General features: G+C 42.5%; 20 protein-coding genes. 10 read left to right on the top strand and 10 right to left on the bottom strand.

Annotation, left to right across the window (positions count from 1 at the left end):
- Positions 1-9 precede the first annotated feature (9 nt).
- From ACP26M_RS15000 to ACP26M_RS14980, 5 genes are all read right to left on the bottom strand, one after another.
- Positions 10-1,065, bottom strand: a complete 1,056-nt coding sequence (locus ACP26M_RS15000) for an ATP-grasp domain-containing protein (protein WP_426581037.1) — start codon at positions 1,063-1,065, stop codon at positions 10-12.
- Between the two features lie 2 nt (positions 1,066-1,067).
- Positions 1,068-1,310, bottom strand: a complete 243-nt coding sequence (locus tag ACP26M_RS14995; protein ID WP_176623085.1) for a PqqD family protein — start codon at positions 1,308-1,310, stop codon at positions 1,068-1,070.
- A gap of 72 nt (positions 1,311-1,382) precedes the next feature.
- Positions 1,383-1,760 (bottom strand): response regulator, encoded by a 378-nt coding sequence (locus ACP26M_RS14990; RefSeq protein WP_426581035.1) that lies wholly within the window; start codon positions 1,758-1,760, stop codon positions 1,383-1,385.
- A gap of 103 nt (positions 1,761-1,863) precedes the next feature.
- Positions 1,864-2,559 (bottom strand): LytR/AlgR family response regulator transcription factor, encoded by a 696-nt coding sequence (locus tag ACP26M_RS14985; RefSeq protein ID WP_426581032.1) that lies wholly within the window; start codon positions 2,557-2,559, stop codon positions 1,864-1,866.
- A gap of 11 nt (positions 2,560-2,570) precedes the next feature.
- Complete coding sequence (locus ACP26M_RS14980; protein WP_426581030.1) at positions 2,571-3,764, bottom strand: sensor histidine kinase; 1,194 nt, start codon at positions 3,762-3,764, stop codon at positions 2,571-2,573.
- Between the two features lie 561 nt (positions 3,765-4,325).
- On the opposite strand from ACP26M_RS14980, the gene ACP26M_RS14975 reads away from it, so the two are divergent.
- Together ACP26M_RS14975 and ACP26M_RS14970 are read left to right on the top strand one after the other, a co-directional pair.
- Complete coding sequence (locus tag ACP26M_RS14975) at positions 4,326-5,051, top strand: GNAT family N-acetyltransferase (protein ID WP_426581028.1); 726 nt, start codon at positions 4,326-4,328, stop codon at positions 5,049-5,051.
- A 78-nt stretch (positions 5,052-5,129) separates the two neighbouring features.
- Positions 5,130-5,795, top strand: a complete 666-nt coding sequence (locus ACP26M_RS14970) for a Type 1 glutamine amidotransferase-like domain-containing protein (RefSeq protein WP_426581026.1) — start codon at positions 5,130-5,132, stop codon at positions 5,793-5,795.
- Between the two features lie 19 nt (positions 5,796-5,814).
- On the opposite strand, the gene ACP26M_RS14965 is transcribed toward ACP26M_RS14970, so the two are convergent.
- Positions 5,815-6,426 (bottom strand): hypothetical protein, encoded by a 612-nt coding sequence (locus ACP26M_RS14965; protein WP_426581025.1) that lies wholly within the window; start codon positions 6,424-6,426, stop codon positions 5,815-5,817.
- A gap of 23 nt (positions 6,427-6,449) precedes the next feature.
- A complete protein-coding gene (locus ACP26M_RS14960) occupies positions 6,450-7,169 on the bottom strand; it encodes a 2OG-Fe(II) oxygenase (RefSeq protein ID WP_426581023.1) in 720 nt (239 codons plus the stop codon).
- A gap of 113 nt (positions 7,170-7,282) precedes the next feature.
- Between ACP26M_RS14960 and ACP26M_RS14955 the strand changes: the two genes are divergently transcribed.
- From ACP26M_RS14955 to smc, 8 genes are all read left to right on the top strand, one after another.
- Positions 7,283-7,636, top strand: coding sequence for a DUF488 domain-containing protein (locus ACP26M_RS14955; protein ID WP_426581021.1), 354 nt, complete (start codon positions 7,283-7,285; stop codon positions 7,634-7,636).
- A gap of 100 nt (positions 7,637-7,736) precedes the next feature.
- The gene (locus ACP26M_RS14950; RefSeq protein WP_426581019.1) at positions 7,737-8,588 is read left to right on the top strand and encodes a methylated-DNA--[protein]-cysteine S-methyltransferase; all 852 of its coding nucleotides are present in this window, start codon (positions 7,737-7,739) and stop codon (positions 8,586-8,588) included.
- A 288-nt stretch (positions 8,589-8,876) separates the two neighbouring features.
- A complete protein-coding gene (locus tag ACP26M_RS14945; RefSeq protein WP_426581017.1) occupies positions 8,877-9,200 on the top strand; it encodes a hypothetical protein in 324 nt (107 codons plus the stop codon).
- On the top strand, positions 9,182-9,847 hold the full coding sequence (locus ACP26M_RS14940; RefSeq protein WP_426581015.1) for an ATP-binding cassette domain-containing protein: 666 nt from the start codon (positions 9,182-9,184) through the stop codon (positions 9,845-9,847). Before ACP26M_RS14945 ends, ACP26M_RS14940 begins: the two co-directional genes overlap by 19 nt.
- A 60-nt stretch (positions 9,848-9,907) precedes the next feature.
- On the top strand, positions 9,908-10,882 hold the full coding sequence (locus ACP26M_RS14935) for an aspartyl protease family protein (protein ID WP_426581013.1): 975 nt from the start codon (positions 9,908-9,910) through the stop codon (positions 10,880-10,882).
- On the top strand, positions 10,882-12,315 hold the full coding sequence (locus ACP26M_RS14930) for a hypothetical protein (protein WP_426581011.1): 1,434 nt from the start codon (positions 10,882-10,884) through the stop codon (positions 12,313-12,315). The genes ACP26M_RS14935 and ACP26M_RS14930 overlap by 1 nt, the downstream gene beginning before the upstream one ends.
- 177 nt (positions 12,316-12,492) lie before the next feature.
- Complete coding sequence (locus ACP26M_RS14925) at positions 12,493-13,278, top strand: PhzF family phenazine biosynthesis protein (protein WP_426581009.1); 786 nt, start codon at positions 12,493-12,495, stop codon at positions 13,276-13,278.
- A gap of 304 nt (positions 13,279-13,582) precedes the next feature.
- Entirely contained in the window at positions 13,583-17,125 is a 3,543-nt protein-coding gene (gene smc / locus ACP26M_RS14920) for a chromosome segregation protein SMC (protein WP_426581007.1), read from the top strand.
- A gap of 243 nt (positions 17,126-17,368) precedes the next feature.
- Here the strand turns inward: smc and ACP26M_RS14915 are convergent, their stop codons facing one another.
- From ACP26M_RS14915 to ACP26M_RS14905, 3 genes are read right to left on the bottom strand one after another with little or no spacing between them, the layout of a single operon-like run.
- Positions 17,369-18,895 (bottom strand): S41 family peptidase, encoded by a 1,527-nt coding sequence (locus ACP26M_RS14915; protein ID WP_426581005.1) that lies wholly within the window; start codon positions 18,893-18,895, stop codon positions 17,369-17,371.
- A 54-nt stretch (positions 18,896-18,949) separates the two neighbouring features.
- Positions 18,950-19,558 carry an HAD family hydrolase gene (locus ACP26M_RS14910; RefSeq protein ID WP_426581003.1) on the bottom strand — a complete coding sequence of 203 codons (609 nt, stop codon included), beginning with the start codon at positions 19,556-19,558 and terminating at the stop codon, positions 18,950-18,952.
- Complete coding sequence (locus tag ACP26M_RS14905) at positions 19,558-19,857, bottom strand: hypothetical protein (protein ID WP_426581001.1); 300 nt, start codon at positions 19,855-19,857, stop codon at positions 19,558-19,560. The genes ACP26M_RS14910 and ACP26M_RS14905 overlap by 1 nt, the downstream gene beginning before the upstream one ends.

Raw genomic sequence — 19,857 nt, 5'->3', positions numbered from 1 at the left:
CGTTATAAATTATAATTCGCCAAACGCCGAGATCTGCTGAAAATCGGCGATGTCGGCGATATGGTCCCACGAATACCGGACAAACAGTTTGCCGGCCTGGTAATCGGTAAAGGGTTTAATAACTTCGCCCAATGCCATTTTAGTTAATGCTGCAGGTTGATTTTGCCCGGCGGCCACGGTTAAGTAAATCCATGCCGGAAACCGCGGGTTAATTTCCAGTATGTATAAATGCCCTTCGACGGTGCTCATGATCTCCATTTCGTAACCGCCTTTCCAGTTGGTGGCACTTGCAAAATGATTGGCCAACTGGGTAAGCTTGTCATCTTTAACCGTAACGCCCGCCCAGGCTTTCCCTTTATCGGTAATATAAAGTTTGCGCATAGCCACCAAGCCGATGTTGTTGCCATTACCGTCGCCAAGTGCCGCCATGTTGATTTCGTTGCCCTTAATGTATTGCTGAGCTATTACCGGTATGCCCCAGGCTGCATATAATTGATGAAAGGCTTTCAATGCCTGATCCATCGTATATACAACATAAGCATCATAAAACTTACCTTTTATTACCATAGGAAAGTTGAACTCATCAGCCGCTTTTTTAATATCGTCGGTCGTGTAAAGCTTATGATCGGCAGGCACATAAAAGCCATTTTTTGTGCCGAAATTTTTTAGGTTCACCTTATCTCTTAACGCCAGTTGCTGGTGTGTTGGGAGATAAGTTGCTATGCCCATTTGCTGCAATTGAGGCGCTATCTTTATAAAATTGAACAGCTCCGAATCAAAGTTGGGGATAATGAGATCAAGTTTGTCCTGTTCGTTGATATATGTCAAACGTTCAACGAGGGCTGCCGTACCTTCGGTTGGATAGGGGATCTGGTAAGTTTTATTTACCCACCCCCGCAGATAAATCCCGGGCTCCAGCGACTCATACGATAGGCCAATTATGCGCAAGCCATCTCCAAAACACTCTTTTAAAGAACGGATGACCGCCATCCCAGGACCCGGATTGTCATTGGCATTAAGCCCGGTGACGGCAATACATAAATTAGCGTACTTGTTTGGCATCATCCTTAAATTTCGAGCAGGTTTGCTTCTTTTAGCTGCAGCATCCAATTATCCCAATCCAAGTTAAGCTGGCTTTCGCTCACTTCATACCTGCTCAGAATATCCTGCTTGATATCATCTTCGGTTTTGCCGCTTTTCATAGCCTCAAGCAGTTTTGCCGCCATACCGTTACCGGAAAATGAATCGCCGGTGGCAGGGTTAAAAATAAACCCGTTTTCGCTGGTGGCTATGTTGCTCTTGAGTTTCATTTTATAAGTGCAGAGTTGTTTAATTAATAAAAGCTAAACTTAGCAGGTTTATATGAGTTTACAAAACCAGCTTCAGGATGCCATCAGGTATTCTATCCTTGATGCAAGTACTTCCATATCCAGCGGTTTTACAAACAAGGCATCGCATTTATAAGAGTCGGCCTGTGCTTTTTTTGTTTTAAAAGCGGTTACAATAATGATAGGTACATTGCATAGCTGCTTATCATCCTTAAAGTCCCGGCAAACCAGTTCACAATCGTTATCTACCAACAAATAATCCAAAATGATCAAATCCGGATTAATCATTTTAGCTTTATCATATATAGCATTGGGGTCAAAAGTTAAATGCACATTAAAATCGCCATAGTACATAATGTCATCAATTACCGATAACATCCGGCTGTTTTTATCAAGTACTAAGATGGTTTTTTTATTGTCTGCAGTTTTCATGACTTTAAGGATTAGTGTCAATTTTAACAATATAAAGTTGAGGCTATTTAAGGGGCTATAAAATAATGTGTCGTTCAACGCCTTTAATGTGCCGATGAATTGATTATTTGTGCCAGTTTTTGATAAAATCGGTATAGTTTGTACCTACAGGAAGCTCTACGTCGGTTAGTTTTACCTTGCGGTTGTGGATAGACCTGATCAGATCGCGCGCTACCACGAAGCTGCGGTGAATACGGATAAACTTTGATGCAGGCAGTTTTTCAATTGCACTTTTCAGGGGCATAAGCGTTAGTATGGGTTTGGCTACGCCCAGCATATGAATCTTGATGTAATCCTGCATGCTTTCAATATATTCAATGTCTTTAATGTTGATCTTGATCAGTCTGTATTCTGAATGCACATACAGGAAATCGCTTTCATTCGGGGTATCGGTATGTTTGTACTGGTAATAGCCAATTGCCTTTTGAACCGCCGTGTCAAAGCGCAGGTTATTGATCGGTTTCAGCAGGTAATCAACCGCCTCCAGTTCGTAACCTTCATACGCATAATTTTTGTAGGCAGTGGTAAAAATGATCATCGGTTTATCGGCCAATGATTTTACCAGGTCAATGCCGGTGATATCGGGCATGTTAATATCTATGAACAATACATCCACCTTGTTCATTTTCAGGTATTCCCCGCCCGATATAGCATCCTCAAAAGTATTGACCAATGTTAACGCGGGATAGCCAGCTACATATTTTTCAATTATCTGAAGGGCCAGTGGCTCATCATCAATAGCTACACATTTTAACTGCATAATAGATAGTTTTAAGCGTTAATCTCCAGTTCGACAGTGAAATTGCCATCGGCCGAGCTGATGTCAAGCCGGTGTTTGTTAGGGTAAATATGTTGCAGGCGCTGACGGTTATTGGCAATGCCGATACCTTTTCGTTCTGTGGCAGGTCGTTTTTCGAAAATGGTATTTTTGCAGATGAACAGCATTTGGTTGCCGTTTACCCTTAAGCAGATATTGATAACTGATGGCTGATGTTTACTTACGCCGTATTTAAAAACGTTTTCAATAAAGGTCATCAGTATCAGGGGCGGAATTTTTTGGTTGTCTATCTTGCCCGAAACCTCAAAATCAAGCGTTGTTTTTTTACCGAGGCGCAGGCGTTGCAGATCGATATAATCGTTGATACAATCAACTTCGTTTTGCAGCAAAACAAAATCCTCCGTTACCTCATCGGTTACGTAGCGCATGATATTGGAGAGTTTCATGATACTTTCGGAAGTATGCGCACTATTGGTAACCGATAAGGCATAAATATTATTCAGGGTATTGAATAAAAAATGAGGATTGATCTGGGCTTTAAGAAAAGAGAGTTCGGCATGGGCTTTTTCGGCCTCGGCGCGGGTAACCATCTGCTCGGTAAGTTGCCATTTTTGAACCGTGGCAATGGCAACGCTCAGTCCCATCACAATGATAAAAATAAATAAGCCTACCATATCAATATTACCTGATTGGTGAATGAAAATAATGCGGTTGGCAGGTTTAAGGCTGGGGTCCTGCATCCGCAGGTCCTCGTGTGGCAACGGGCCAAAAGGCATGTTTTGCTGATTGGGAGCTGAGCTGTCAATACCTGTAGGCGTAATTTGCGGCCCTATAGGCTGCGGATTGGGGGCTGTTGTTGCTACAGGTTTATTCCCTTTAATGAGATTGTGAAGAAGCAGGTTATCAAAAGGCTGCAAAAAGTAAACACAGCCTGAAAGTAATAGCACAATAAGCCCATACCAGACATATCTTTTACGGAACACGAACTTAGGCACCAGGTACCAGGCGTTCAGGTAAAACATAAAAATATAGGTGAGACAAAACAGCCAGTAGTAAGGTGAAAACAGGACGGCATAGGTGCCGGCGCTGCTTTGCTGTGTGCGGTTCATGAATAATAGCGGGAACCCTAAAAACACAAGCCAGCCTGCAGCATGAATGAAAAAAGTGGTTGCTTTTGAGCGGATCATTTTATTTTAAGATTCTTTTATTCATCAATGCCGAAGCTACTGGCTGGCACATATTTCAGCATCTAATTTAAAAAAAGCACCTGTACATTGCACAGGTGCTTCATCTTATACGAAAAAAACTATAATTCAGTGTCCCTGCTTCTGAATTATAAATCAAAGGTGAAGATGAGCGGGAGTTTTAACAACCATGTGTCGGTGAATTGGGAAATTGTATAGATGAACGGAGGGAAGCGGCGCGTTTTACCAAAAAATAGGAATGAGTGGATTATACAAGAAAGCCCCCTTGCACTCGCTGCTTGGGGGCTGTCACCTAAACCTTATCACTGATCAAATTATTATTTGACGGTGTAAAGGTAGTCGCGCGGCCTTAATTTGAAATTTTGTACCGACGAATTGCGGGATTGAATGGATGGAAGAGGCTTTGCAAGCTTTTTGTATCTGAAAACACTGTTAGTTTGATATCGAAATATGGTTTAGAACATGAATTCCTTACCGGCTTCGATACTACTAATTCTTGTTATTTGGTATATTTATGCTTAGTAGTTTAATTTTAATGTGCAAATGAAATTTGACGTTGTAAAAGTACAGGAGATAGATATTGAATCGCATCGCCGGTTATTTCTTGCAGAAGCAAAATTTCAATTTGTGTATAACAAATGTCATGGTGCAGGTTGGGTAGACACTTATCTTTTTAAAGATAATGACATCCCTGTTGGTTATGGTTCGGTATGGGGAAAAGATAAACGCGAGGAAAGGGATACTATATGTGAGTTCTTTTTAGATAAACCTTTCAGAAAGCATGCCAGGCAGATCTTTCAGCAATTTATAAAAGCCTCGGGTGCCAGTTTTGTAGAATGCCAAACCAATGATATTTTACTTGCGGGTATGGCGTTTGAATCAACAAAAAACATCAATGCCGAGGCCATTCTGTTCGAAACGGCTTTTGAAACGGCATTTGCAATAGATGATGCGCAGTTTGTAAAAAGTAAAAATGCAGACGAATGGAATGCTTACAGTATGCAAAAAGATGGTGAAGTTATTGCTACAGGTGGTTTTATCTGGAATTATAATTTCCCTTATATCGATATTTACTATGAAGTAAAGGAAGATTTAAGAAGACAAGGATATGGCGTTTTCCTTATGCAGGAGTTGAAAAAGGAAGCCTACCGGTTAAATAGGGTTCCTGCAGCCCGGTGCAACGTCAATAATCACGCTTCTAAGGCACTTCTTCTGAAAGCCGGCATGCGGGTGTGCGGCTACATTATAATGGGTGAAATAATCAAATGAATTATTTATAAGCCCGGTTACTTTTTGAATTACATTGTTACCTTAAGCTTATTGCGCACAATCACGATATAAACGAATATGAAGCTGCTTCTCACTTCTGCCGGTATAAGCAATATAAGCATTCAAAATGCGCTCATTGAACTACTGGGCAAGCCAATTGCTGAATCGAATGCCCTTTTTGTCCCTACGGCGATATATGCCATTCCTAATGGCGGCGACATAGTACGAAGGGTAATTCGCGGATCGTTAGGCGATCCTTTTTGCGAATTAGGCTGGAAATCGCTGGGGTTGCTGGAGCTAACGGCGCTGCCAAGCATCAAACAAGAACTTTGGGTTAATATGCTCAATGAAACTGATGCCTTGTTGGTAGGTGGAGGCGACTGCCAATATCTGACCTATTGGATGCAGCAATCCGGCCTGGCAGAGCTGTTGCCATCGTTATTGCATAAAATGGTATACGTAGGTTTAAGCGCCGGCAGTATGATTATGACCCGGTTTGGCACAACCTATGGCAACCATGTGTTACCGGCTAACAGTGATAAGTCGCTGAATGTTGTTGATTTTGCTATTCATCCTCATTTAGACCACGAATGGTTCCCTGAGAATTCACTGGCCAATATTGAGAAACTGGCTGCTTCCATACCTGTACCATCATACGCTATTGACGATCAAACCGCCATTAAAGTTGTCGATGGAGTAATTGAGGTTGTTACCGAAGGACATTGGAAATTATTTAATCCCTGATATTTGTTAGCATTATAAGTTAAATACTCATTTGCGGTGCATATCCTGCTTTAAACATATTCACAAAAGAACGGGGAGTTAACACCTGCAGTTTATCCACATGGGGTAATGCTATTCCTTCTTCATATCCCACGGCGCTCCACAAGTGCAACTCGTCATCTTTAAGCAAATATGGCCGCCCCACATGAATCACAAAAGTTCCGTTTGGCAATGCCCTTATATTTTCGTCATAAGTAACTTTTGACTTATCGGCGGTAATTCGCTCGGCCTGTAAGATGTCATCTATTTTGGATACTGGTGTTTTCATATCGAAACCATATTGCGGGTTTCCTTTTAGCCAAAACTGTTTGAACTTTTGATAGTCTTTATACCGGCATTGAAAGCAAGGGCGGTGCCCGGCCGAAAATGCGGTAGCTTCGTCAAGGAAGAATAGTTCCGTCCACCGGTTGGGCTGCATGATTTCCCGATGGCGGCCCCTGAACTCCAAAACGCAGGTTATCCATGCTTTGATTTTAAAGGGGCGTACTATCTCCTTGCACTCATTATGTATTACGCCGCGGTTACCGAGCCAGGCGCCACGTTCGGGAGTTTTAATGAGTTGGCCAAATGGATTTACGCGGTTCTGCAGCATCGGTTAAAATTACATCAATGTGTTTAAGAAAGTGCATCATGAAATATAATGCCCAGGCTATGGCGCTTACCGCTGTGAACCGGGCTTACTCCATGTTTCATATTTACCCTGTAATAACCTTTGCTGCCTTTTACCGGCCTAAAGTTAGTGGTAAATAAAACCATATCACCCATGTCAGGAGTAAGTACATTAACTTTTGATTGTGCCCGTGGAATTTGCTCGGTGATTACAAATTCGCCGCCGGTATAGTCTCTGTCATGTTGGTCGAGCATGAAAACCATTTGGATGGGGAAATATACTTCGCCGTAAAGGTCCTGGTGCAGGGTGTTAAATCCGCCTTCTGTGTATTGCAATATCAGGGCTGTGGGTTTGGTTTGCCCGGCTTCATGGCTTAACTGTTTCATTTCTTCATGGGTGCCGGGGAATCGTTTGTCAAAACCAAGTTCATTCATCCATTTATTGGCGACAGGTACGATGTACGGATAAACACTCTCCCTTAAATCGGTTATAATTGCAGGCAGCGGGTATTTATAATATTTGTATTCGCCATATCCAAATCTGTAGCGCTCCATGTTGACGGCTTTGCGGTAAGCATCTGCGTCATATTCGCTGATTAATGTATCGCAGTAGCGTTCACCTAAAACCTGTTTAACAATTGCAAAACCGTTGTCATGTAATGTTTTATTAATTTGATCCCAATCAAGATTTTTGATGCGATCTTTAAGTGTTTGTTCTGGTGTCATTTTTGTTATTTTGAATAGTATCAAAACTATCATTAGGAAGATTGGCGGGCAATCCGATTCTTGCGGAATTTATACTGTCGGTTCCATCGAAGAGAAATTATTAAATACATATCATGGAGATTAAACTTAAACGGGTTTATGAGCCTTATGCCGAGGCAGATGGTGTTAGGGTTTTGGTGGACCGCCTTTGGCCGCGGGGGATAAAAAAGGAAGACCAACGGATTGACAAGTGGCTTAAAGATGTAGCACCATCTAGCGAGCTAAGAAAATGGTATAATCATGATCCTGAAAAATTTGAAGCCTTTAACCAAAAATACTGTGCCGAAATTGAGGGTGCAAAGGCTTTGGATGAATTAGTAGATTATATCAGGCAGCATAAAACAGTGACATTGCTGTTTTCTTCAAAGGAGCCGAAATTGAATAATGCGGTAGTATTGAAAAAGATTATTGATGAGTATATTGCTTAAAAACTCCGCAAGAACCGGATTGTTGAGCTTAGGCAGGGCCGGTACCTTTGTGTTATAAAATATAAAAAACACAATTGGATTTATTTAATTATAAGGCTTTATGAAAACTCAGCAAGAGATAGATTATACCCGCATAGCCGACGCGATTGGCTTTTTTAGGGAGAATTTTAAGGCACAGCCTAAACTGGATGAAGTAGCGGAACATGTTAATTTAAGTCCCTTCCATTTTCAGCGGATGTTTAAGGACTGGGCAGGGGTAACCCCAAAACAATTTCTGCAATATTTGAGTGTGGAGCACGCCAAGGAAATCTTGAAACATGAAGACGCGAATGTTTTTAATACCGCGCTGGAGACAGGTTTTTCGGGAGGTGGCCGGCTGCATGACCTTTTTATTAAGGTAGAAGGTATGACCCCTGGCGAATACCGCAACGGCGGAGCCATGCTGCACATCAACTATTCGTTTGCTGATACACCATTTGGTAAGGTGATTGTAGCATCGACCGCTAAGGGGATTTGCCATATGGCTTTTGTTGATGAGTGCGAAGAGAAGGCATTGGAGCAACTGAAGATAAGTTTTCCTAACGCGGTATTCAACCAGTTAGTTGACAGGATCCAGCAGAACGCCTTGTTTATTTTTACCCAGGATTGGAGTCGTTTGGATGAGATCAAGCTGCATTTAAAAGGAACCGATTTCCAGATCAAGGTGTGGGAGACGTTATTGAAAGTACCTCCCGGCGGATTGACCACTTATGCCTCACTTGCCAGAAAAGCAGGTAGCGAAAATGCTTATCGCGCAGTCGGCACAGCGGTAGGTAATAACCCCGTAGCGTTCCTGATCCCTTGCCACCGGGTAATCAAATCAACCGGCGAAATCGGTCAATATCATTGGGGCAGTACTCGTAAAAACGCAATAATAGGCTGGGAAGCAGCGCTAAAGGATCGGGTTGAATAAGGTTTGTGAGCAAGGGGAATATGCAATTCCCTTCAAGCATCCGCGCTCACATAGCAACGCTAAAATAAGCGTGGACGTAAACATGAAAATGAGCATTTCCCGTTTTGCAGGTGGAACAACACATCAGTATGGAGTAAGTGCTGGCTCATCAAAAACTGTGTCTGCAGTTGCTGCATCGCTGAACCCATCCGCCAGGAGAATCTGCAGGTGAATAAAATAGAAATATCTACGGGGAAAATTTTAAGCCATAACCTGCGTTATTTTAGCTCACCTGTCATGATTAGCTGAATGCGTAACACCATAAAAATTACCTGGTATTTTTATAAATCGATGTCGTTATGGTGCATGACCATCAACATGATCTGCATCTACTATTTGCTTCGCGGAGAGGTTAATATTGTAGAATCATACATTTTTAAAATAATGAGTTATGGTTTAATCATCGGGTTCCGGTATTATAATTACAACTCAACTAAAACCTTCTTCTACTTCCGTAATGCAGGTTACGGGATCGACAAGTTATACCTGTACGCCCTTACGTGCGATGCCATGGCCTACGGAATACTGCTATCACTCTTAAAACTGGTAAAATATTGGGTCAGTATATTTTAAAAACCGACAGCGTTCACCTCGAGTTTGATGGACGCAAAATTTTACAGGATATTTATCTCGATTGCCGCCAGGGCGAGGTGGTAGGCTTGCTTGGCCGCAACGGCTGTGGCAAGTCATCGCTGCTGCGGGTTATTTTCGGTAGCCTGAAGCCAACTTACAAGCACGTCAGCATCGACGATAAACACATTTATAAAGGTTATGACGATGGTCGGGTAGCTTATTTGCCCCAGCACAATTATCTGCCGCAAAATATAAAGATCCAAAGCCTTGCTGGTACCATTATCGACCCTCAATTTACTGATGAATTTACCTCATTGTCAATTTACCAGGATCATCATCACAAAAAGCCCGGCCAGCTATCCGGCGGAGAACTCAGGCAATTGGAAACCCTGATGTGTATTTACAGCCGGGCAGATTTTATATTGCTCGATGAGCCATTTACTCATGTTTCGCCGGTGCAGGCGGAAATGTTTAAGGGTATCATTCGTAAATGCGCTAAGGTAAAAGGTATCATTGTTACCGATCATCAGTATTATAATATCCTTGACGTGGCCGATAGAATAGTACTAATTACCGACGGGAGCACCAAAGCCATCAACAGCCCTGATGATCTGATCAGGCACGGCTATATTAATCACATTATTTAAATGCCGGGAGGTGTAACTTAAAGTGTAAAACGAGGGTCTGACAGGTATATACTTCATACCATGTTCAGGGTTTACTTATTGTTCGCTTTTTTAACTTTCTGCTGTTTGGGTGCAGCGGGAAGCGGGAAAACGACCATTAATGGCATCACCTTTAAAAACGTACAACCAAACCCGGATCCTTCACCAACCGGCGATTTTAAAACCTTGGTCATCCCCATAAAAAGAGCTGGTAACCTGATTGTTATTGAAGCCCAGATCGATACCCTTGAAGGTAATTTTGTGCTGGATACCGGCGCGCCGTACCTGGTTTTAAATGAAACCTATTTTAGGGATCTGCCACACGTAGCTGAGCAGGAATCTGCAGGAATCAACGGCGTTGCCGGCAGTTCTTTTACTACTTATATCCGTAATTTTAACATCCTTGACCTACATTATCCAAGGCTCAGGGCCGATGTTACCGATCTGTCTTCTATCGAAAACAGCAAAGGGATCAAAATATTGGGATTGCTGGGTACCCGGTTATTTTCAGATTTTGCCATTACAATCGATCTGTTCCGTAATACACTATATATTCAAAAGCTTGACGAAAACGGCAATATCCCTCCGGCTGAGAAAGTATTTCATGACCGGTTTATGGTAAGCCCTTTCCGCATACTTAATGATGTTATTTTAATGAAGGGTACTGTTAACGATAATTCGCTTTGGTTCGCTTTTGACAGCGCCGCAGAAACCAGCTTGCTCGATTACAGGAGATCAAAAAAGCTAATGCCCGATATGGAGGTAGTTAGCCGCTCAAAAATTATGGGGATTGGCGGTACTTCTATCGAGGTGATCTATACCCGTTTTGATAACCTGGTTGTGGGCGACCGCAAGTATATGAAAAACCGGATCCTGATCACCAATCTCGAAAAAATGGGGAACGCTTATGGTTACACAATAGATGGTGTATTGGGTTACGATTTCTTTGTAAGGGGCATATTCACTATCAACTTTGTTAAAAAAGAATTTGAAATGTACATTTACAATAATCAGTAATGAAAAGAGGGGCCTATATAGTTATTGTTTTTTTTGCGATGGTTTGCATGGCTTTGTCTGCAAGCGCGCAAAAACGCGGTAAGCTGGTTATGGGCGGCGATAACCTGAGGCTGCTCATTGATATGCGGTCGACTAAAGCGGAGGTAGATAGCTTGCTCAAAAAAGCCGGGTTAAAAGGTGCAAATGCCGCTGCTATTTTGAAGGGCGATTTTACCGCCCTGAAAAAAGACGGCTGGACAATGGCCGAAAAACAGGGAAATGTAATAGAGTTCGACAGGCCGCTTGAGGCCCTTAACCTGAACCCACAAGTTACTCCTTACCTGATAACTACTAAAATAGATAACAATGATAATGAGTCGCCGGGGTATCCGGCTGATGTTAATTTCGGTATCAATAACTTTGCTAAAGTCACTGTTCATGAATTAGCATCTGGTTTAACCCGTTTCTTTTTGCCCGGCTACGCCCAAAGTAAAAGGGTACTGCTATCAGGCAACTTCAATAACTGGAGCACCCTTAAAGGTATCATGGCCAAAACCGACAGCGGTTGGATTGCCGACATAAAGCTGAAACCCGGCAAATATGAATATAAATTTATTGTGGATGGCCATTGGATCAGCGACCGTTATAATAACCTGGTGAGCGACAATGACGATAATTCGATATACTTTCGTTATAACTACACTTTTAAGCTGAACGGATACGTCAATGCCCGTAAAATAACACTGGCGGCGAGCTTTAATGATTGGGACCCTAACAATATCGTCCTCGAGAAAAGTCCCAAAGGCTGGCAAAAACAGCTTTACCTGCACGAAGGTACACAGGCATATCGTTTCCTGGTTGATGGCAAATGGATCACCGACCCGGCTAATCCCAATAAGATCCAGGCCGCTGATGGATATACAAACTCAATACTGAACCTTGGCGAAACGGTTGTGTTTAAGCTTGATGGTTATACCAGCGCAAAGAAAGTGTACGTAGGCGGAAGCTTCAATAATTGGGAGCTTGGCTTGATCCCGCTTACCAAAACCAAAACGGGCTGGGCATCGGCCTTAATTATTCCGCCGGGCAATTATGGCTATAAGTTTGTTGTGGATGATAACTGGATCACCGACTCCAAAAACCCTCGTAATATGATGGAGGGCGGCGTTGTTAATTCATATATTTCGGTGAAGCCAAATTATACGTTTAAGCTAAGCGGATTTAATAATGCTAAGAGCGTTCATTTAGCGGGCAGTTTTAATAACTTTGATGATTTTGGTTACACACTCGCTTTTAACGGTAAAGAGTGGACTGTAAGTGTTTACCTGAAACCAGGCAAGCAACTGTACAAGTTTATTGTGGATGGTAAATGGATGATAGACCCTGGCAATAAACTTTACGAACCTAACCAATATAATTCGGGTAATTCCGTTTTATGGATCGAACAATTATAGAAGCAGGATTGCAAGAATCAAGATACATAAAGAAGCAAAAAAAATAAAGAAGCTGGATAAGAAAGATCTTGATTCTCATAGTCTTGCATCATGATTCTCGTATTCTCGCATCTTGGTTCTCATATTTTTGCATTTTGACGCTCACCTCGTTATATTAGCTAAAATACCATATCTGTTATGACCATCCCTATATACCAGGCCGACGCATTTACCGATAAGCTTTTTGGCGGTAACCCGGCGGCAATTTGTCCGCTTAATGAATGGCTGCCCGATGTTACCATGCAAATGATAGCCATTGAAAATAACCTTGCCGAAACCGCTTTTTTTGTGAAAAACGGGGATGGCTACAAATTGCGCTGGTTTACACCGGAGTATGAGATTGACCTTTGCGGGCATGCTACGCTGGCATCGGCACATATCCTGTTTTCGGAACTGGGCTATGAGGGTGATACCATTCATTTTGAAACTGTAAAAGCCGGAACGCTCGCCGTAAAGCGTGATGGCGATAAATATACGATGGATTTTCCGTCGCGCCCACCAATCCCCATTGAGGCGCCGAACGGACTGGCCGAAGCGCTTGGCGAAAAGCAGCCTATAGCCTTTTTGCGCTCGCGCGATTACTTTATTGTTTATGAAACTGAACAGGATATCAGGGAGCTTACGCCCGATTTCTTTGCCATGTCAAAAATGGATACTGTGGGTATCATAGCTACCGCACCTGGCGAAAACTCTGATTTTGTTTCCCGCTTTTTTGCGCCCGGCGCAGGTATTCCTGAAGATCCGGTTACCGGATCTGCACATTGTAACCTGATCCCGTACTGGGCAAAACGCCTGGGTAAAGATACGCTTCATGCCTATCAGCTCTCAGCCCGCCGCGGCGAACTTTGGTGCGAGCTTAAAGGCGACCGCGTGTTGATGAGTGGCAAAGCGGTTACTTATTTGAAGGGGGAGATAAGGGTTTAAATTATAAATTGTCATTACGAATATGTAAAAGTCCGGCTCGCTAAAGATAAATGGCAAAAAAGGAGTTGTCACCCTGAGTTACCGAACGGTTGAGTGCAGAGGCCTGCCCACCATCCTTCGAGGAACTCAGTATGACACCCTTTTTGAGTTGTCATCGGTAGGAACAAAGCAATGACGTTATACAAACCCTGCCAGTAACCTTTTGCCTTTATCCTTTTACCTTTAACCTCAAAATATATTTAAAAACTTAATTATTTATAATTACTTTGGAGGTTTGGACTTTGCAAGGTACTTAATAAATTAAATGCAGCTTACCCGTTTAGAAATCAAGGGCTTCAAGAGTTTCGGCGATAAAATAACCATCAATTTTAATGAGGGTGTTACCGCTATTGTAGGCCCTAACGGTTGCGGTAAGTCAAATGTTGTTGATTCTATCCGTTGGGTTTTGGGTGAGCAAAGCACCCGGATGCTCCGTTCGGAAAAAATGGATAACGTTATTTTTAACGGTACCAAAAGCCGTAAATCAGCTAACCTTGCCGAGGTTTCCCTCACTTTTGATAATACCAAAAACGTACTGCCTACCGATTATTCGCAGGTAACGCTTACCCGTAAACTTTATCGCACAGGCGAAAGCGAATACCGACTTAACGATGTACAGTGCCGTTTAAAGGATATTACCGATCTTTTTTTGGATACGGGTATCGGCTCCGACTCCTATTCTATCATCGAGCTCCGGATGATCGATGAGATCATTACCAACAAGGAGGGCTCACGCCGTAACCTGTTTGAAGAAGCATCGGGCATCTCCAAATACAAGCTTCGTAAAAAGCAAACTTTCAGCAAGCTGAAAGAGACAGAGGCTGATCTGGCCCGTGTGGATGACCTGCTATTTGAGATTGAGAAGAACCTCAAATCGCTGGAGAGCCAGGCGAAGAAAACTGAACGATACTATCGCCTCAAAGAGCAGTATAAAACATTGAGCATTATGCTGGCTTCGTTCAGGATCGTGGCTTTCAGCGAATCATTGAAAAAGATAGAGGAGCAGGAGCTAAAGCACAAAGCCGAGAAAGGTGATATCGTAGCCCAGATTGATACTTTGGAAGCAACGCTGCAACAGCAGAAGCTGGATAGTATCACCAAAGAAAAGAACCTCTCTGTTCAGCAAAAAACTACTAATGAATTTGTTTCAAAGATCCGGGCTTACGAAAGCGAAAAGAAGATCAAGAATGAACAGTTGAAGTTTCAGCAGGATAAAGAATCGCGTCTGACTGAAGAGTTAGAACGGGACAAAAACCAGCTGAACCACGTATTATACAATATCAAGCGTTTAAGCGAGGAAAAGGCTACTGAGGACGAAACCCTGCAAACTATTCAAAGCAGGGTAACTGATTTAAAGGAGGCTGTTGACGAATTACGGGCACAGCAAACCGAAGCACGTAACGAGCTAAACGAGCTTAACAATGTCAACACCCGCCTGCAAAACCAGGCTTACAAAGCCGAAAAGGATCTGGACATCTTACAGATCCAGCAACAGGCTTTAGAACAGGAAAGCCAGCGGAATATGGAAGATACCACCAATAAAGAGGTGGAGCTTTCGCACTTTAACCAGGTGGTTGCCGAGCTGCAATACCGCAAGGAAACGCTTGATGATGAATTTCAGCAGGCTGTCGAGTTTGAAAATAAGTTAAAAGAACAAATTGCCGAAACCGATGTCGAGTTGAATTCGGTTAAGGATACCATTATAAAAGAGAGCCGCCGCCTTGATGCCAAGCAAAACGAATACAACCTTACCAAAAGCATGGTTGATAGTTTGGAAGGTTTCCCGGAGTCAATAAGGTTCCTGAAAAAGAATACCGATTGGGCCAAAAATGCACCGCTGTTTAGCGATGTGCTTTTTTGTAAGGAGGAGTTTCGTGTAGCTATCGAAAACTACCTTGAACCGCTCATGAACTATTACGTAGTTGAAAGCTATGACGATGCGGTGAAGGCCATCAACCTGCTCGGTAATTCGACTAAAGGGCGCGCAAACTTCTTTGTGCTGAACAACTACGCTGATGAAGCGCCCTCACAAATCAGCTTCGAAAAGGAAGGTGCTATCCCTGCGCTGAGTGTTATTGAGGTTGATAAACATTACCTGCCACTTTGTAATTACCTGCTTAAGGGTGTTTATTTGGTTGATGACGATAAGGAAGGGCAAATCAACAGCGAAACTTTGCCGCAGAGCGTGGTGCTGATAGGTAAAAGCGGTAAATTCAATAAATCAAAACATACCATGGCCGGTGGGTCGGTGGGTTTGTTTGAGGGTAAAAGGATTGGTCGTGCTAAAAACCTGGAAAACCTGGCCAAGGAGATCCGTGGGGTAGAGAACCAGATAGGGACGTTCCGTGCAAAATCTGATGAATTGCAGAACAAACTTGCTGCTTTACGTTCGTCAACCAAGGCAGCTGAGATCAATGAGCAGCAACAGATCCTGAACAGGTTAAATAATGAACTTATTACTGTTAAAACCCGCCAGGAGCAGTATCAGACCTTTATTGAGAACAGCCTTAACCGCAAGGAAGATATCGCCCGCAAAATTGCAGGGATCAAAGATGAAATGGCTGCCTTGCAGCCGCAACTGGCCGAGCTGAAAACCCAGCGGCAGATTCAAAGTGATTTATTGGCCGATAAGCAGATGGCTTTTAATGAACTGAACGAATACGTATCCGTACAGTCAAACGCCTACAACCAGGAAAACATCCGTTTTCATCAGCAACAAAATAAGGTATCGGGTTTAATGAAAGACCTTGACTATCGTGATACCCAGCAGGAAAGCCTTGAAACACGTATCCGCCAAAATAGCAGCGAGCTTGAAAAAGTAAAAGTTGCTATACAGGAAAACCTGAAGCTGGCCGATAACTCGGATGATAACCTGCTTGAAATGTATGAGCAGAAGGAAAACCTGGAAAAGGCTACACAGCAAGCCGAGCAGGAATATTATCAATGGCGCGGCCTGATAACCGAAAATGAGAACCAGGTAAGCTCATTAAGGCGTAAAAAAGAAAATAGCGAAGTTATTGAGAACGAGCTGCGCGACGAACGAAATAATTTAAAGATAGACCTGAATGCGCTGAAAGAGCGTCTTTCTGTTGAATTTAATATAGATATTGAGGACCTGCCCGAAAGCGAAGTGCCCGAGGGTGAAAGCGAACAGGACCTTCGGGAAAAAGCTGAAAAGCTGAAAAAACAACTGGATGATTTTGGGGCCATAAACCCAATGGCGGTAGAGGCCTATAACGAAATGAACGAACGTTATACTTTTATCCAGGCGCAAAAGAAAGACCTGAGCGAAGCCAAAGCCTCATTATTGGCTACTATTCAGGAGATTGACGACACCGCGAAAGATAAGTTCATGACCGCGTTTATTATGGTGCGCGAAAACTTTATCAAAGTATTCCGCTCACTGTTTAATGAAGAGGACTCATGCGATCTGATTCTAACCGATCCTGATCATCCGCTCGAATCGGATATTGATATCATCGCGAAGCCAAAAGGTAAACGACCATTATCTATCAACCAACTATCAGGAGGGGAAAAAACCCTTACGGCAACGGCTATACTGTTTTCGCTGTACCTACTAAAGCCTGCACCTTTCTGTATTTTTGATGAGGTTGATGCGCCGCTTGATGATACCAATATCGATAAGTTCAATAACATTATCCGTACCTTCTCCAAAGACTCTCAATTCATCATTGTATCCCACAATAAACGCACTATTGCCAGTACAGATGTTATTTACGGCGTAACCATGGTTGAGCAGGGGATTTCCCGCGTTGTCCCTGTAGATTTAAGGGAACTGGCTGATTAGAGCTTAAAGCCTAAGGCGGAAAGCTAAAAAGCTCGCGCCGTTGTCACCAACAACTTTCTATATCCATATGATTTTATTAATCACTAAAGCCGTTAGCATAGCATAAAGTTGTTGGTGACAACACTAACACGGCAAAGGTCGATCAAATAAAAGCTTTATGCTTAAAGCCGAAGGCGTTGAGCTTTTATAATAAAAAGGCGAAAAACTTTTCAGCCCTCCGCCTTTAAATGATACAGAAAAATTTTATTTCTTCTTTTTAAACACCGATGGTGTTTTAAGCATCAAACCTTTTACTTTGCTGCGAGTGAACCTCTGTTCCATCGCACGTTTTTGATCTGCTGAAAGGACATTTTTTGATGAACCGGCCAGGCTTTGTGTCTGTACCGAACGGGTTATATACTTACCGGTCGAGATATAGCTCAAAGCCTGTGCTAATAATCCTTCTGTAGGGTCGCCGAAATCTTTGGTCAGGTCATCGACAGCGCTAACACCTTTATAAATGCCTTGCCCTGGTGTCATACCGGTATAATAATCGCCATTGTTTGCCGAGTTTTTGGTAGAGAACATGGGCATATACAACTGGTATTTATTGATATCGATACCATAAAAACCAACCGGCTTACCATAGGTGACGGAACCGATTAATTCAACATCCAGTTCCGGAATCAGGTTATTAATGGTTAACTCGCTTGCCGAGGCAGTACCGCTGCCAACAATAAAGAAGATGCGGCTTAAATTGAGCGAACCCTGTTTTTGAAAATTCACAGTTTGGTTGCTCACCGAGAAAAAGCCCTTAGGGATGTCATAGAGGTTTTTTAGCAAGGTATAGTTATCGCTGGTGAGCTTGTCATTGAAATAAGCGGTATACATTTTACTGCCGTTTTTTGCAGAAGGCACCAAAAGGTTATCAAAATATTCGGCAGTCTCCACTGATCCACCGCCGTTATATCTTAAATCAATGATGAGCTCAGAAATACCGGTGAAGCTGTTTAAGGCCTCTAATATTTTGGGTTTGGCATTGGCCAGATCTGTGAATGAATTAAAAACCATATAACCGGCTTTTTTGCCCGAGCCGGCGTCCAGTGTTTTATAAGTAATAACAGGGTTTATGGTATAGTTAGCAGTATTAAGCGTTACATCAACGGTAGTATTATCCGGTCTGGCCAATGTCATGCTGATAGTTTTGCTGTATGCATAGGCTTGTATTACAAATTGGGTAGTCGAACCTCCGTCATCGTAAGCAAGGTCGGTACGCCCATTTATTTTGGTGATCTGATACCCGCGTTTAATACCTACTTTATCAGCAGGTGAACCAGGGTATACATATTTGATCCTCAGATCCGAACGCGTAGGGTAGAATACCGAAAAACCGAAGTCGCCGCCATTGCCGCTCAATTCGTTCGATACCGAGCCGTCATCAATAAACGAATACTTAGCCGTGCCGGTATTATCGTAATATTCGTACGGTTGAGAGCTTGCCGGATTTATGGCATATTGTGATAAATGGTCAACCTCGCTGCTTAACCCGGTAATAGTATCAGTACTGACATAGTTACGGGGCTGAAAGTTTTTATAGGTTGGAAGCTGGTTGTACCACAAATAGGTTTCCTGTGGATATAAAAAAACAGAATCTCTTATACGATCAAGCGCGGTGCCGGTGCTTGACGGTCCCGAGGTGTCATCATCGCCATTATCCAGCGGTTTGTTTTTTTTACAGGCCGATAATGAAGCAATGGAGATAAGGATTAAAAAGTAAAATATTTTTCTCATTAGTTTGAGTTTAAGTATTTAAACGCCTTGTTAGTAAGTATGTTATAGCCAATGCTATAAAAAATGTTTTACATTGATGCTGTCAATACCGCTTGCTTCAGCGCACAGCCTGTCGGTTTCCGAATTTTCAATCATCACTATTTCTTTACGCTGGATTCCATGTTCCTGAATAAGCAGGTTAATCACATCGGGTTCGGGTTTTGGTACGGTTTCTTCCGTAAAATAGCAGCGGAGATATTTTTCCAATCCGTGCCATTCGGTTTGTTTAATTTTATTTACCTGTTCCTTAACATTGCCGTTAGTTACAATAAACAGTTTTTTGCGGTCGACCACAATATCCTGCATCAAGGTAAGTATATTTTGATATAAAAGCAGTTTTAGCGGTAATTTGGCAGTTAAAAGCAGATTCTCAAATTTATCGCGGTATTGTTCAGCCACCGGGAACTGCTCCGTCAAACGGTTAAACGCAGTATCCTTCCCTTCGGCTATATACGTACCCGTTAATACTTTGGTTGCCGCTTTTGCATCTGTCAGCTCAATATATTCAAGCATATTTGCAAACAGGTAATAAGCCTGAAAGTAGTAATCCTTTGCCGGATAAAGCACATCATCTAACTCAAAAATAAAAGCTGTTTTACGTTTATCAATATCCTTATAGTCCATTAAGCAATTACGTGTAGGTTTATATCGTATTCATTAAAAAGGGTTTCGGCGTTTAGTAAGAGTGTTGTTTCATCAGGCCTTAATAAATAAACCGAATCGATGCTCTTATCCAGGCAAAGCGTTAGCATTTCATGCGTATAACTTGCCGAAGCTGGATTGGGCAACATTATCATTTTGCCCGTTTTTACCATAAAATCGGGCAAGTCCATATGATCACCCAAAATAATATTTTTTCCTTCAAGTTTGTTTTTGAGCTGGTAGGCTTGTGCCGTTGTGGCGGCGGTAATTAAAATGCTCAT

The sequence above is a fragment of the Mucilaginibacter sp. R-33 genome, assembly GCF_049949235.1.
Lineage (GTDB): Bacteria > Bacteroidota > Bacteroidia > Sphingobacteriales > Sphingobacteriaceae > Mucilaginibacter.
The sequence above is the reverse complement of the archived record's forward strand: the minus strand, read 5'-3'. Positions and strand labels throughout refer to the sequence as shown.